The organism is Symbiopectobacterium sp. (assembly GCF_051710365.1).
In the GTDB taxonomy this organism is placed as follows: Bacteria; Pseudomonadota; Gammaproteobacteria; order Enterobacterales; family Enterobacteriaceae; genus Symbiopectobacterium.
Genome location: NZ_JBPETA010000007.1, coordinates 1 through 13992, shown reverse-complemented (window position 1 = coordinate 13992; position 13992 = coordinate 1). Strand labels below are relative to the sequence as shown.

At 54.9% G+C, this 13992-nt stretch carries 15 protein-coding genes; 6 read left to right on the top strand and 9 right to left on the bottom strand.

Annotation, left to right across the window (positions count from 1 at the left end; genetic code table 11):
- Positions 1-24 precede the first annotated feature (24 nt).
- The gene (gene panE / locus ACTBDZ_RS01355) at positions 25-960 is read left to right on the top strand and encodes a 2-dehydropantoate 2-reductase (RefSeq protein ID WP_438813936.1); all 936 of its coding nucleotides are present in this window, start codon (positions 25-27) and stop codon (positions 958-960) included.
- On the top strand, positions 923-1504 hold the full coding sequence (yajL, locus tag ACTBDZ_RS01350) for a protein deglycase YajL (RefSeq protein ID WP_438813935.1): 582 nt from the start codon (positions 923-925) through the stop codon (positions 1502-1504). The genes panE and yajL overlap by 38 nt, the downstream gene beginning before the upstream one ends.
- Before the next feature lie 61 nt (positions 1505-1565).
- On the opposite strand, the gene thiI is transcribed toward yajL, so the two are convergent.
- Entirely contained in the window at positions 1566-3014 is a 1449-nt protein-coding gene (thiI, locus tag ACTBDZ_RS01345) for a tRNA uracil 4-sulfurtransferase ThiI (RefSeq protein WP_438813934.1), read from the bottom strand.
- Between the two features lie 245 nt (positions 3015-3259).
- On the opposite strand from thiI, the gene xseB reads away from it, so the two are divergent.
- From xseB to dxs, 3 genes are all read left to right on the top strand, one after another.
- Positions 3260-3568 carry an exodeoxyribonuclease VII small subunit gene (gene xseB / locus ACTBDZ_RS01340; RefSeq protein ID WP_438813933.1) on the top strand — a complete coding sequence of 103 codons (309 nt, stop codon included), beginning with the start codon at positions 3260-3262 and terminating at the stop codon, positions 3566-3568.
- Positions 3565-4476 (top strand): (2E,6E)-farnesyl diphosphate synthase, encoded by a 912-nt coding sequence (ispA, locus tag ACTBDZ_RS01335; protein ID WP_438813932.1) that lies wholly within the window; start codon positions 3565-3567, stop codon positions 4474-4476. The genes xseB and ispA overlap by 4 nt, the downstream gene beginning before the upstream one ends.
- A 112-nt stretch (positions 4477-4588) precedes the next feature.
- A complete protein-coding gene (gene dxs / locus ACTBDZ_RS01330) occupies positions 4589-6451 on the top strand; it encodes a 1-deoxy-D-xylulose-5-phosphate synthase (RefSeq protein WP_438813931.1) in 1863 nt (620 codons plus the stop codon).
- Positions 6452-6501: 50 nt separating this feature from the next.
- Here the strand turns inward: dxs and pgpA are convergent, their stop codons facing one another.
- The 6 genes from pgpA to nrdR all read right to left on the bottom strand — a co-directional run bounded on the left by pgpA (position 6502) and on the right by nrdR (position 10664).
- On the bottom strand, positions 6502-7023 hold the full coding sequence (gene pgpA / locus ACTBDZ_RS01325) for a phosphatidylglycerophosphatase A (RefSeq protein ID WP_438813930.1): 522 nt from the start codon (positions 7021-7023) through the stop codon (positions 6502-6504).
- Positions 7004-7993: a thiamine-phosphate kinase gene (gene thiL, locus ACTBDZ_RS01320; protein ID WP_438813929.1), complete on the bottom strand. Its 990-nt coding sequence runs from the start codon at positions 7991-7993 to the stop codon at positions 7004-7006. Before thiL ends, pgpA begins: the two co-directional genes overlap by 20 nt.
- Positions 7994-8047: 54 nt before the next feature.
- Positions 8048-8467, bottom strand: coding sequence for a transcription antitermination factor NusB (gene nusB, locus ACTBDZ_RS01315; protein WP_222158284.1), 420 nt, complete (start codon positions 8465-8467; stop codon positions 8048-8050).
- Between the two features lie 24 nt (positions 8468-8491).
- Positions 8492-8956, bottom strand: a complete 465-nt coding sequence (gene ribH / locus ACTBDZ_RS01310) for a 6,7-dimethyl-8-ribityllumazine synthase (protein WP_252318939.1) — start codon at positions 8954-8956, stop codon at positions 8492-8494.
- Positions 8957-9094: 138 nt separating this feature from the next.
- The gene (ribD, locus tag ACTBDZ_RS01305) at positions 9095-10210 is read right to left on the bottom strand and encodes a bifunctional diaminohydroxyphosphoribosylaminopyrimidine deaminase/5-amino-6-(5-phosphoribosylamino)uracil reductase RibD (protein WP_438813928.1); all 1116 of its coding nucleotides are present in this window, start codon (positions 10208-10210) and stop codon (positions 9095-9097) included.
- Between the two features lie 4 nt (positions 10211-10214).
- Positions 10215-10664 (bottom strand): transcriptional regulator NrdR, encoded by a 450-nt coding sequence (gene nrdR / locus ACTBDZ_RS01300; RefSeq protein ID WP_438813927.1) that lies wholly within the window; start codon positions 10662-10664, stop codon positions 10215-10217.
- Between the two features lie 207 nt (positions 10665-10871).
- On the opposite strand from nrdR, the gene ACTBDZ_RS01295 reads away from it, so the two are divergent.
- Positions 10872-11405, top strand: coding sequence for a DUF3251 domain-containing protein (locus ACTBDZ_RS01295; RefSeq protein WP_438813926.1), 534 nt, complete (start codon positions 10872-10874; stop codon positions 11403-11405).
- A gap of 56 nt (positions 11406-11461) precedes the next feature.
- On the opposite strand, the gene secF is transcribed toward ACTBDZ_RS01295, so the two are convergent.
- Together secF and secD are read right to left on the bottom strand one after the other, a co-directional pair.
- A complete protein-coding gene (gene secF / locus ACTBDZ_RS01290; protein WP_222158289.1) occupies positions 11462-12430 on the bottom strand; it encodes a protein translocase subunit SecF in 969 nt (322 codons plus the stop codon).
- A gap of 10 nt (positions 12431-12440) precedes the next feature.
- On the bottom strand, positions 12441-13992 hold a 1552-nt coding region (secD, locus tag ACTBDZ_RS01285; RefSeq protein ID WP_438813925.1), incomplete at its 5' end, for a protein translocase subunit SecD.

Genomic DNA, 13992 nt, shown 5'->3' with positions numbered 1-13992 from the left:
GCGCATCGATAAAGGAAACCTCAGATGAAAATTACCGTGCTGGGTTGCGGCGCACTGGGTCAGCTTTGGCTTGCCGCATTACATCAGCAAGGCCACGACGTTCAGGGATGGATGCGTTTCCCCGCTCCGTACTGTGCTGTCAACGTACAAATGCTGGACGGAAAACTGTGCAATCTGATGCTGCCGACAAACGATCCCGAGCACCTGATGCAGAGCGAACTGCTGTTGGTAACCCTTAAAGCCTGGCAGGTTTCCGATGCCGTCAGCGCCTTATTACCGATTATCGCCCCCAACTGTACCATTTTGTTGTTGCACAATGGCATGGGCACCCGGGAAGAGTTGCCGGTATTGACCCAACCGCTGTTACAAGGCGTCACGACTCACGCCGCACGACGCGATGCGACGCTGGTGGTGCACGTTGCCGGAGGAACCACGCACATTGGTGCCATTACCAGCGGCAACAGCCGTGGCGCGGTTCCTCACAGAGATACGCACTCTGCGCTGGCTGCATTGCTGCATCAAGCGCTGCCGGATGTCGCATGGTACAATAATATTGCCGTGACGTGCTGGCGTAAGCTGGCAGCAAACTGTGTAATCAACCCGTTAACCGTGCTCTATAACTGTAAAAATGGGGCGTTAAGCGCTTATCCCGAGCAAATAGACCTGCTGTGTCAGGAGATCGTGCGCGTCATGGAGCGTGAAGGCCACCCCGATTCGCTGGAGCAGGTGAAACTGTACGTGGAGCAATTGATTCAGAATACCGCCGAAAACACGTCTTCCATGCTGCAAGATATCCGTGCCCAGCGTCACACCGAAATTGACTATATTACCGGCTATCTGCTGCAACGGGCCCGTGCCCACGGCTTAACATTGCCGGAAAACAGCCGTTTATTTGAAATGATTAAGCTAAAGGAAAGCGAATATGACCGCATCGGTACTCCTCTGTCTGGCTCCTGGTAGCGAAGAAACCGAGGCCGTCACCACATTTGACCTGCTGGTACGCGCTGGTATTGCTGTCACTGTCGCCAGCGATGGCGCAACAACGATAACCTGTTCGCGTGGCGCAAGATTGGTGGCGGATGCACCGCTGGTTTCCGTTGCAGATAACCCGTTTGATGCCATCGTGTTACCGGGCGGTGTCAAGGGAGCAGAATGCTTCCGCGACAGCCCGTTGCTGGTGGAATGCATTCGCCAAAAGCATCAGGAAGGGAAAATTGTGGCCGCTATCTGTGCCGTTCCTGCTCTGGTGCTGGAACACCACCAGCTGTTTCCGGTCGGCAACATGACCGGATACCCCACGCTAAAAGAGAAAATCGCACCAGAAAAATGGATGGATAAGCGCGTGGTATTCGATCCGCGCGTTAATCTGCTGACCAGCCAGGGCCCCGGCACCAGCATGGATTTCGCCTTGAAGCTGATTGATTTACTGTCCGGGCGTGCCAAAGCGGCAGAAGTGGCAGCGCAGTTGGCGCTGCCACCGGGCATTTATGATTATCGGGATTAATACGCCCAATCTTCTGTGATCCACACATCCTCCGCACACGCGGAGGATGATGAGAGCAAGGTTAAGGCCGATAGACCTTCACGTTAGTGAACCCCTGCTCACGCAGATACAGCGCCTGCAAACGACTCATCACACCGCGTTCACAGTACAGCAGATAGGTCTTACCCTGATCAAGATCGCCAAACTGCGTGCTGAGCTTGTAGAACGGCAGCGATTTGATTTCGACACCGGTGAGCGCAAGCGGACGATCGTCTTGCTCATCCACCGAGCGAATATCCAGCAGAATATCGTCAGCAGAAAGCGATGCCACGGTTTCAACTTCCGTGATCTCTTGCGAGGTCTGGGTGGCGATATCGCGGATATCTATATTGCGCACTTCAAAAACCACCCTGTCCAGAATCTCAAAATCGAATTTACCTTCTTCCTCTTCGATTTTGGATTTAACCGCTTTTACTGTTGGGCTCTTGGAAATCACCCCGCAATACTCAGGCATGGTCTTGGCAAAATCTTCCGTGCCTAAATGGCGCGCCAGCTTGATGATGTGCTCTTTATCGTGTGAAATCAGCGGGCGCAGAATCAGCGTATCCGACGCATTATCGATGAGACGCAGGTTGGTCAACGTTTGACTGGAAACCTGACCTAACGCTTCGCCGGTTACCAACGCCTGAACGCCATAACGCTCCGCAATGCTCGATGCGGCACGCACCATCATGCGTTTAAGCACGACGCCCATCTGGCCGTCATCCACTTTTTCCAGGATCTCGCCCACCACGGGTTCAAAATCAATAGCGACAAAGCGCACGCGATGCGAGCTGCCAAAGCGTTTCCACAAATAGTGTGCGACCTGTTTAACACCAATTTCATGCGCTGCGCCGCCCAGATTGAAAAAGCAGTAATGCACGCGACAGCCACGGCGGATAAGCATATAGCTAGACACGCCAGAATCGAACCCGCCGGAAATCAGTGACAGTACATCTTCTTGTGTACCGATAGGGAAACCACCGATGCCTTCATAACGCCCTTTAATCAGCAGCAAACGATCCTGTTCAATCTCCAGATGAACCGTGACCTGCGGCGTGGTAAGGTTAACGCGCGCACTGTCGATGTGCTGATTAAGTCCACCGCCCACATAACGCTCCACATCCTGCGATGAGAAGTCGTGCTTGCCGCGCCGTTTCACGCGTATACAGAAGCTTTTCCCTTCCAGCTGCGGACGATACAGCGCCAACGTTTGTTCAAAAATGTCGTGCACGTCGGTGTAAGCGTGGTCTTCAACGTCCAGAATATGATGAATGCCGGGAATACGGGTTAACGCATCGCGAATCTCTCCGCGTTGGCTTTCCTCTTTGGCGCGGACTTCGATATGATCCCAATGACGGACGACGGCCAGTTGGTCGTCATACTGCTTAAGCACGTTACGAATGTTACCGGTAAGTATCTTAATAAAGCGCAACCGCACAGATTGACTCTTGATGGTGATTTCCGGGAACAATTTAATGATAAACTTCATGATGGCTGTCGCTACTTGGTCAAATGGGCGTAAGTGTTAACCCGAGTGCTACATTCACGTTATCGGTAAACTCGTTCCATGGGGTGATTTTACCAATAGCATCCAGGGCGCGGAGTATATCATCTTCTCGCACGCTGCGCGCAGGAAGGATGTTGCTTATCTGTGCGATGGGCCAGTAGCGAACAGTAACGATTAACGACACTAAAAGAACATCATCACTTAGCGATCAGGATGTAAAATAGGTCATGCCTGCAAAAAAAACGTCGCCTCACTCGGAGGCAAACAGCGAAACGCTGAACACCGCTGACACAGCGCTGAGTTTTGAAGATGCGCTGCAACAGTTGGAACATATTGTCACCCGCCTTGAGTCGGGCGATTTGCCGTTGGAAGCCGCGCTGAGCGCTTTTGAAAATGGCATTCAGTTGGCACGTCAGGGACAGTTGCAGTTGCAACAAGCAGAGCAACGCGTACAAATCCTGCTAAGCGATGAACCGGATGCCGCGCTGTCCTCTTTCGCTCAGGGCACGACAACCCCGAACAGTAAACCACTATGACGGAATTCGCTGAGCAATTACGCGCCCATGCCGATCGCGTTAATCAGGCATTGAACCGTTTTATCACCGACTTGCCGTTTCAGGGCAGTCCGCTGGTTGACGCCATGGCCTACGGTGCGCTGCTGGGAGGCAAACGCCTTCGCCCTTTTTTGGTTTATACCACCGGGCAACTTTTCGGCATTCCGCTGAGCAGCCTGGATACGCCGGCTGCCGCAGTGGAATCTATCCACGCTTATTCGCTGATTCATGACGATTTGCCTGCCATGGACGATGATGACCTGCGCCGCGGTCAACCGACCTGTCACATTAAATTTGGCGAAGCCACGGCGGTTCTGGCTGGGGATGCGCTTCAAACGTTAGCCTTTTCCATTCTGGCTGACGGCTCCATGCCGGAAGTCAGCGACCGCGATCGCCTCTCAATGGTTGCAGAACTGGCGTACGCCAGCGGCGTGGCAGGCATGTGCGGCGGGCAAGCGCTGGATTTGGCGGCAGAGGGTAAGCAAGTCGATCTCACCGCGCTGGAGCAAATTCATCGCCACAAAACCGGCGCATTGATTCGCACAGCAGTCAGGCTCGGCGCGCTCAGCGCTGGTACTACGGGTCGGGCAGCACTGCCACACCTCGATCGCTATTCCAATGCCATCGGCCTGGCCTTTCAGGTTCAGGATGACATCCTTGATGTGGTTGGTGACAGCGCCACCACCGGCAAGCGACAAGGGGCCGATCAGCAACTGGGCAAAAGCACCTATCCCGGCTTGCTCGGGCTTGACAGTGCACGGGCAAAGGCGTGGGATCTCTATCAGGAATCACTGGCAGCATTGGATGAACTGCAAGCGGCCAGCGCAACGCCGCTCGATACCACGGTACTACGGGCATTGGCGAATTATATCGTCGAGCGAGATAAATAATTTCAACATCACCCAGTGAATTTCAAGCGTGTCGCACGGTGGCAACGCCCGGATGGACACTCCATTCGCCTCTTGAGAGAGAACGGGGATTACACCTCAGAATGAGTCGCAAATGAGTTTTGATATTGCAAAGTACCCTACACTGGCTTTAGTGGAAACACCTGACGAACTGCGCATGCTGCCGCGTGACAGCCTGCCTAAACTGTGCGATGAACTTCGTCAATATCTGCTGGACAGCGTGAGTCGCTCCAGCGGCCACTTTGCTTCAGGGCTCGGCACCGTTGAACTCACCGTGGCGCTGCACTATGTCTACAACACGCCATTTGACCATCTGGTGTGGGATGTCGGTCATCAAGCCTATCCTCACAAAATCATCACCGGTCGCCGCGATCGCATTGCCACCATCCGCCAAAAAGGCGGCCTGCACCCGTTCCCCTGGCGCGGTGAGAGTGAATACGATGTGTTAAGCGTCGGTCACTCCTCCACGTCGATCAGCGCCGGGCTGGGCATGGCGGTTGCCGCCGAACGTGAAGGCAAAGGACGCCGCACCGTGTGCGTTATCGGCGACGGCGCACTGACGGCAGGTATGGCGTTTGAAGCCATGAACCACGCGGGCGATATTCGTTCCGATCTGCTGGTGGTGTTGAACGACAATGAGATGTCCATTTCCGAGAACGTCGGTGCGCTCAACAATCACCTGGCACAACTGTTGTCCGGCAAACTCTACTCCACCCTGCGCGAAGGCGGTAAGAAAGTACTGTCTGGCATCCCGCCGATCAAAGAGCTGGTCAAACGCACGGAAGAACATCTGAAAGGCATGGTGGTACCCGGAACGCTGTTTGAAGAACTCGGCTTTAACTACATCGGCCCGGTCGACGGCCATGATGTGGTCGGGCTGGCGCAAACCCTGAAAAATATGCGTAGCCTGAAGGGCCCGCAGTTGCTGCATATCATAACCAAAAAAGGTCGTGGCTATGCTCCGGCAGAGCAAGATCCTATCAGTTGGCATGCCGTGCCCAAGTTTGATCCGGCCAGCGGCACCTTGCCCAAAAGCAAGGCGAGCCTTCCCAGCTACTCGGCCATTTTCGGTGATTGGCTGTGTGAAATCGCCGCCAAAGACAGCAAGCTGATGGCGGTAACGCCAGCGATGCGCGAAGGTTCTGGCATGGTGCGCTTCTCTCGCGACTACCCACAACAATATTTCGATGTTGCCATTGCCGAGCAGCACGCCGTCACCTTTGCCGCCGGTTTAGCGCTGGGCGGGTACAAACCGGTGGTGGCGATCTACTCCACCTTTTTACAACGCGCCTACGATCAGGTGATTCACGACGTCGCCATTCAGAATCTGCCGGTACTGTTCGCTATCGATCGCGGCGGTATTGTGGGCGCGGACGGCCAAACGCATCAGGGGGCGTTTGATTTGTCCTTCCTGCGTTGCATTCCCGATCTGATTATCATGGCACCGAGCGATGAGAACGAATGTCGCCAGATGTTGTTTACCGGCTACCGTTATCAAGACGGCCCTTGCGCCGTGCGTTACCCACGCGGTACCGGTACTGGAGCCACGCTTGAGCCGTTGCAGGAATTGCCGATCGGTAAAGGGGTGGTACGACGCACGGGCGAGAAAGTCGCCATCCTCAATTTCGGCACACTGCTGCCAGAAGCACAGCCGGTTGCCGAAAAGCGCAATGCGACATTGGTCGACATGCGCTTCGTCAAACCGCTGGATGAAACGCTGATCGCTGAACTGGCAAAAAGCCACGATCTGCTGGTGACGCTGGAAGAGAATGCATTGATGGGCGGTGCGGGCAGCGGCGTGAATGAAGTGGTGATGGCGCAGCGTCTGGGCATTCCGGTGTTAAATCTGGGGCTACCGGACAGCTTTATTCCCCAAGGGACTCAGGAAGAAGTACGTCACGATCTGGGGTTGGATGCGACGGGCATCGAACGTCGCATTGATGAATGGCTGCAATGATAGTTGTTTCGACCGGGGCAGCCGCCCCGGTCAGCCATCGCGCATACAGTTTAAGAAAATAGCGGCCAGTGGTGCCCAATCCAGTAGATAATGCCCGCAGAGATAACCCCTGCCACAATATCGTCAATCATGATACCCATGCCGCCGTGCACGTTGCGATCGAACCAGCGTATCGGCCAGGGTTTGAAAATATCCAGAATGCGAAACACCACAAACCCTGCCAGCACCCACTGCCACTGTTCATCCGGGATCGCCATCAGCATGATCCACATCCCGACAAATTCATCCCAGACGATGCTGCCGTGATCGTGTACGCCCATGTCTTTGGCCGTTTGATGACACAGGTAAACGCCGATGCAAATGCTGAACATGATAGTCAGTGAATACAGTTGCCAGGGCAGGAAGGAGAGCAGATACCACACCGGGATCGCCGCCAGCGATCCCGCCGTGCCCGGCATCCAGGGTGAAAGGCCACTGCCAAACCCGGTGGCCAGCAGATGCCAGGGATTGCTCAGGCGCAAACGCTGCTTAGCGGCACGCTTTGTTTCTCGGTTATTGGCTGAAGTGGTCATAGCCTTTCCAGTTCAGTTCCACTGCGTTATCACCACGGAAAAAGCGTAGCCCCTCGGACGGCGGAGCTATCTGACCAATGCAGGTATAGCCTACGCCGAGTTGGCCCAGCGCCATGTCGATCGCCCCGCGATTAATTTCCGGCACGGTAAAGCACAGTTCATAATCTTCCCCGCCAGACAGCGCCCAACGCAGCGCCTGATCGGGCTCAACGTGTTGCATCATTGCCGATGAATAAGGAACAGCATCAAGCTGCACGCGCGCGCCGCAATCGCTAGCGGCCAAAATATGGCGTAAATCCGAGATCAACCCATCCGACAGATCGATAGCCGCGCTGGCAAGCGTACGTAACGCCTGGCCTTGCAGAATGCGCGGCTGCGGACGCAAATGGCGTTGCACCAATGACTGACGCGCCGCGCTGTCACTCACCTGCAAACGTTGTTGCAAAATCGCCAGCCCGGCGGCGCTGTCACCCAGCGTTCCGGTCACGTAGATCCAATCGCCAATGCGGGCACCGGCACGGGTGAACGCACGACCGGCAGGCACCAGCCCGTGAATAGTCAACGTAAGGATCAGCGGACCGCGTGTGGTATCGCCGCCAATCAGCTGCATGCCATAGTAATCCAGCAGCGTGAACAGGCTATCGCTGTAGGCTGCCAACCACGCGCTGTTGATTTCGGGCAAGGTAATGGCGAGAGAGAGCCAGGCGGGATCGGCCCCCATGGCTGCCAGATCGCTTAAATTAACGGCCAGCGATTTGTAACCCAAATCAGCAGGATCGATAGTCGGTAGGAAATGCACACCAGACACCAGCGTGTCGGTACTGACGGCTAAAAGCTGCTTTTCTGCCACTGTGAGCAACGCACAATCGTCGCCAATCCCCAATTCCACATCACGACGCGGATTTCCCGCCTTGTAGGCGTTCGCACGATTGAAATAGCGGGCAATCAGATCAAACTCACCGTAAACCATAACCGTTTCCGTCAAAAACAATCGCGAACAGGGCCGGTATTCCGGCACTGAGCGTTACTTCTTGGTTTGGCGCACCGTAGGAGCGACTTTATCCAATACGCCGTTGACAAACTTGTGGCTATCTTCCGCACCGAACACTTTCGCCAGTTCAATGGCTTCGTTGATGGCAACCTTGTAAGGGACGTCGTCGCGCTTGCTCAGTTCGAACAGTGCAATACGCAGCACGGCGCGCTCCACCTGCCCCAACTCTTCGAGCTGACGTGACAGGTAGGGTGCCATCAATGCATCCAGTTTTTCTGCCTGCATGGCGACGCCCGCCAGCAACTCACGAAAGTAGCTGATGTCGACATCTTTGACATCCTGCTCACTCAGGAATTGCAGTTCAATATCGGCAATGTCATTCTTTGACAATTGCCAGGAATACAGCGCTTGAACCGCACATTCACGAGCGCGGCGACGAGCAGCAGGTTTCACGGAATACCCCTTTTTTAATCAAACTTATTTGATAGCTTTCAATACGTTAATCATTTCCAGCGCGGTCAGCGCAGCTTCTGCACCCTTATTGCCCGCTTTGGTACCAGCGCGTTCAATCGCCTGCTCGATGCTTTCTGTCGTCAAAACGCCAAACGTCACAGGAATATCGCTGTTCATGGCAACATGAGCCAACCCGGAGCTGCACTCACCCGCAACATATTCAAAATGCGCAGTACCGCCACGGATAACCGTTCCCAGTGCCACGACGGCGTCATAGCCATTTTTTGCCAGCGCGCGCGCGGTCATCGGCAGCTCATAGGCACCCGGTACCCACACGACGGTAATGTTTTCATCTTTGACCTGGCCAATACGTTTCAGCGCATCGATAGCGCCTTCCAGCAGGCTATCGTTGATAAAATTGTTGAAACGGGCAATCGCAATCGCGACGCGGGCATCAGGGGTGGCAACAACACCTTCAATGACGTTCATAGCGTTCCTTATAATCATAATCGCATGCTAATACCCCGCAGGGGGGCGGATTCTATCACATTCTTGCGACAGCATATCCGGTTTTGTCTGCCACACACCATAGGGGCCAGAGCAAACCAAAACCGCAGGATCTCGACGTCAGGATTGCGGTATCAAACGCAGACGGAGATCGGGGCCAATCTGGCACACCTCCGTCAGCGTAAATGAAGGCGCTAGCGCCAACTGCGTCAACCCCGGCAACACACACAGGGCCCGGGCATCATGCCCTAACAGTTTCGGGGCCATATACACGATCAGCTCATCGACCACGCCCGCATTCAACAGCGCGCCTGCCAGCGTAGCACCAGCTTCAACCCAAACCGAATTAATCTGGCGCTTGCCGAGCGTCATCATTAGCGCAACCAAATCGACACCGCCACCGTGGGCGGGCAGAGTAAGGTGTGTCACGCTTTCAGGCCATACGCTGTCATTGTTCGGTTGGGTACTCGCCAGCCAGGTTTGGCCCGGTTGATGGACCAGTTGATGCTGAGGCGTTACGCGCCCATGGCTGTCGACGATCACGCGCACAGGTTGAGGAAGCGCTACATCGGGAAGCTGTTGTTGCGTAGCGGCATCCAACATATCCCAACGTACCGTCAACAGCGGATCGTCCGCCAACACGGTAGCGCTGCTGCTAAGGATAGCGGCGCTTTGTGCGCGAAAGCGTTGCACATCCTGACGCGCCTCGGGAGAGGTGATCCACTTGCTCTCTCCGGACGCCATCGCCGTGCTGCCATCCAGCGAAGCAGCCACTTTAAGACGGACATAGGGAACGCCGGTGCGCATCCGTTTCAGAAAACCCAGATTGACCTGCTCGGCATCTTGCATCATCAGGCCATGACTGACGGCGATACCCGACTGCTGTAAACGGTGCAAACCGCGCCCGGCCACCTGAGGATTGGGATCTTGCATCGCCGCCACGACGCGCGCCACACCCGCCGCAATCAGCGCATCCGCACAGGGCGGCGTGCGCCCATGGTGACTGCACGGCTCCAGCGTCACATAGGCGGTTGCTCCCCGGGCCTGTTCACCCGCCATGCGCAGCGCATGCACTTCCGCATGCGGCTCACCGGCGCGCAGGTGATAGCCTTCACCGACCATTTCACCGTCGCGCACAATCACACAACCAACGTTAGGGTTTGGCGACGTAGTGAAACGCCCGCGCCGCGCTAATTCAAGCGCGCGCGCCATCCAGAATTCATCTTGCCGTTCCATATGACTAATCCTGTAACCGAGCAATCTCTTCGCCAAACTCCCGGATATCCTCGAAGCTACGGTATACGGAGGCAAAACGAATATAAGCGACTTTGTCCAGACGCTTCAGGGCATCCATCACCAGATTGCCGATCATCTTGGCGGTGACTTCACGCTCACCCATGGCGCGCAGTTGAGATTTGATATGATTGAGGGCGTTTTCAACGTCATCCGCACTGACCCGCCGCTTTTCCAGCGCTTTCAGCATCCCTTTACGCAATTTTTCTTCGTTGAAAAGCTCGCGGACGTCATTACTCTTGATCACCCGGGGCATCACTAGCTCCGCCACCTCAAAGGTGGTAAAGCGCTCATTGCACACTAGACACTGACGGCGACGCCGCACCTGCGTGCCTTCGCCGACCAGACGAGAATCAATAACTTTGGTATCAACAGCGGAGCAGAATGGGCAGTGCATAACATATCCCGATGAATTAGCTTCTCTTGCGCCTAGTTTACCCTGATTTGATTGACTAACCCAAATATCCAGCGCTTACAGACCAATATTTGTATAGGTGCCAGCATAAACGCAGCATGATTTAACTCTCATTCGCCACTACGCTTATATACTTGCCACGTAAAAAAGACACGAGAAATGGAATAATGCAATGAGGGAAAAACCTGAATGAATAACCATTATCGTTCATCTGGCCTCTTGGTGCTGGTGCTGACGGGCTGTTCAGCGCCTCCACAAACGCCTACGCTGCAACGGGAAGTGGGGCAGCTTAACCGGCAATTACAAACACTGACGGCACAGGCGTTAGCCCTGGAGCAGCAAAATACCTTAAACAGTCACTCTACCCACGGTGTGTACCTGCTACCCAGCGCGAAAAATAGCGCAATTTTAGAAAGCAATATTGGCAAACTGAGCATTTCCCTGAGCCATATTGAACCCGAGGCGAATGGCACCCAGGCGCTGTTGCACGTTCGGCTACTGGAAGGGGCAGCACTGCCCGCGTTTCACGCGCAACTCGATTGGGGTCAGCTCGATCCGGTCAGCAGCAAGCCGTTGCCAAGCGAAACTCACACCCAGCCGCTGGTGCTCGACGCCCCCCTCTTGCCCAAAACCGAAGCCATATTTGGCGTGCGGCTAAGCGGTGTCACACCGGAACAGCTCGGGTTTATACGCCTGCATCAGGTTGAAACCAGCCGCCCCTGATACATAAAAAAAATCCCTGCCGCAGCAGGGATTTTTCTCAACGTTATCAAACGGCCTTATGGCAAGATGGAGGGTTGATCCGCCCCTTCCTTCTCGACTTTCTGCACCAGCAGGTGTTCGCGCTTCATCCCAAGCTTCAGCGCTAGCGCTGAGGCCACGTAGATGGAGGAGATAGTACCGATAGACACCCCGATCAGCATTGCCAGCGAGAAACCTTCCAGCATCGCGCCGCCAAAAATGTAGAGCATCAATACCACACCCAGCGTGGTGCCGGAGGTCATCAAAGTACGGCTCAACGTCTGTGTCAGCGACACGTTCATGATTTCGTAAGGCGTACCGCGGCGAATCTTGCGGAAGTTTTCACGAATACGGTCAGATACCACGATGCTGTCGTTCAACGAGTAACCGATAACCGACATCAGCGATGCCACAATGGTCAAATCGATTTCGATTTGAAACAGCGAGAACACCCCCATGGTGATGATCACGTCGTGCGCCAATGCCAGCACCGCACCCAACGCCAGACGCCATTCAAAACGGAATCCTACGTAGATCAAGATGCAGATCAACGCCGCCAGCAATGCCATAGCACCATCTTGCGCCAAATCGTTACCCACACTCGGCCCAACAAACTCGATGCGCTTCACCGTTGCACTCTGTTCCGTGCCCTGGTTAATCACGCTAACCACTTTGTTGCCCAGCTCCTGACCTGACGTGCCCACGCTTGGCGGCATGCGCACCATCACATCACGGCTGCTACCGAAGTTCTGAATCAACGGATCGGCAAAACCGGCTTTTTCCAGCGAGTCACGAATGAGGTCCAGATCGGCCGGTTTTTCCAGGTTAATTTCAATCACCGTACCACCGGTGAAATCCAACCCCCAGTTAAACCCGCGTACACCCATAACAATCAGTGACAGGATTAACAAAGTGCCCGAAATGACGAACGCGACGTTATCCCAACGCATAAAGTCATAGACTTTACGACCATAGTTGAGCTGTTCAACAGTATATTCCTGTGCCACGACGCACTCCTCAAATAGACAGCTTGTTAACGCGTTTGCCGCCGTAAACCAGGTTCACAATCGCACGGGTGCCAACAATAGCGGTAAACATCGAGGTCGCAACCCCAATCGCCATCGTAATGGCAAAGCCTTTGATTGAACCGGTCCCCACAGCGTACAGAATCACTGCCGTGATCATCGTTGTCAGGTTGGCGTCAATGATACTGGAGAACGCACCTTTGTACCCTTCATGAATGGCTTGCTGAACCGTGCGCCCGTTCCTGAATTCTTCTTTGATACGTTCGTTAATCAGTACGTTGGCATCCACCGCCACCGCCAGCGTCAACACGATACCGGCAATCCCCGGCATGGTGAGCGTCGCCCCCGGCAACAGTGACATCACCCCGACGATCAGCACCAGGTTAGCCACCAACGCAGTGGTCGCAATGACACCAAACCCTTTGTAGAACACCACCATAAACACGATAGACGCCACCAGCCCCCACAAGCAGGCTTCAAGCCCCTGGGTGATGTTTTGCATCCCCAGCGTTGGCCCGATGGTGCGCTCTTCAACAATCTGGATCGGGGCAATCAATGCACCGGCACGCAGCAACAGTGAGAGTTGACGCGCTTCGTTCGGGTTGTCGATACCGGTAATACGGAAGCTGTTACCCAGACGCGACTGAATGGTCGCGACGTTGATCACTTCTTCGTGTTTTTCCAGAATGGAACGACCCGACGTAGCATCTTTCTTACCGCTGTCCTTGTATTCCACAAACAAGGTTGCCATCGGTTTACCGATGCTGTCCTTGGTGAAATTGGACATGGCGTTACCGCCCGCACTGTCCAGCGAGATATTCACCTGCGGACGACCGTATTCGTCGGCACCCGAGGTGGAATCGGTAATGTGGTCACCGGTGAGGATCACACGCTTATACAGCACCACCGGGGTGCCATCACGCATGTTTTTCACTTCGGAATCAACCGGAACACGGCCATTGGCCGCTGCCGTCACGTCCGCAGAACTGTTTGCCAGACGGAATTCCAGCGTTGCCGTCGCACCCAGAATTTCTTTGGCACGCGCGGTGTCTTGAATACCGGGCAGCTCAACCACAATGCGATCCGCACCCTGACGCTGCACCAGAGGTTCGGCCACGCCCAGTTGGTTAACGCGGTTACGCAGGATATTGATGTTTTGCTGGACGGCGTATTCGCGCGCTTCACGCAGGCGCTCGGCGCTCATCATCGCACGCATCAGGTTATCGCCGCTGGCGTTAAACACCAGATCGCGATGACGGGGGGTGAGATACGAAATTGCGTCGTTACGCGTTGCCGCATCGCGGAAACGGATCTCTACGGTATTGTCATCGGCTTTACGCACCGTAGCGTAAGGGATTCCCTTTTCACGCATATCTCTGTGAAGGGAATCAATGGTCTGCTCTTGCAGTTTACCTAACGCCGTTTCCATATCCACTACCATCAGGAATTGCACTCCGCCACTCAGGTACAGACCAAGTTTCATGGTTTCCGCACGCAGCATGCGCAGCCAGTTTGTCGTAGCGGGGGCCAGGTTCAAGGCCACG

What these genes read in the sequence shown, in the direction of transcription:
- yajL (WP_438813935.1), top strand. Translation starts at nt 923, where the DNA reads ATGACCGCATCGGTACTCCTCTGTCTGGCTCCTGGTAGCGAAGAAACC.
- ribD (WP_438813928.1), bottom strand. Translation starts at nt 10,210, where the DNA reads ATGGAACGGCAAGATGAATTCTGGATGGCGCGCGCGCTTGAATTAGCG.
- ispA (WP_438813932.1), top strand. Translation starts at nt 3,565, where the DNA reads ATGACGGAATTCGCTGAGCAATTACGCGCCCATGCCGATCGCGTTAAT.
- xseB (WP_438813933.1), top strand. Translation starts at nt 3,260, where the DNA reads ATGCCTGCAAAAAAAACGTCGCCTCACTCGGAGGCAAACAGCGAAACG.
- thiI (WP_438813934.1), bottom strand. Translation starts at nt 3,014, where the DNA reads ATGAAGTTTATCATTAAATTGTTCCCGGAAATCACCATCAAGAGTCAA.
- ribH (WP_252318939.1), bottom strand. Translation starts at nt 8,956, where the DNA reads ATGAACGTCATTGAAGGTGTTGTTGCCACCCCTGATGCCCGCGTCGCG.
- panE (WP_438813936.1), top strand. Translation starts at nt 25, where the DNA reads ATGAAAATTACCGTGCTGGGTTGCGGCGCACTGGGTCAGCTTTGGCTT.
- ACTBDZ_RS01295 (WP_438813926.1), top strand. Translation starts at nt 10,872, where the DNA reads ATGAATAACCATTATCGTTCATCTGGCCTCTTGGTGCTGGTGCTGACG.
- nrdR (WP_438813927.1), bottom strand. Translation starts at nt 10,664, where the DNA reads ATGCACTGCCCATTCTGCTCCGCTGTTGATACCAAAGTTATTGATTCT.
- thiL (WP_438813929.1), bottom strand. Translation starts at nt 7,993, where the DNA reads ATGGTTTACGGTGAGTTTGATCTGATTGCCCGCTATTTCAATCGTGCG.
- dxs (WP_438813931.1), top strand. Translation starts at nt 4,589, where the DNA reads ATGAGTTTTGATATTGCAAAGTACCCTACACTGGCTTTAGTGGAAACA.
- pgpA (WP_438813930.1), bottom strand. Translation starts at nt 7,023, where the DNA reads ATGACCACTTCAGCCAATAACCGAGAAACAAAGCGTGCCGCTAAGCAG.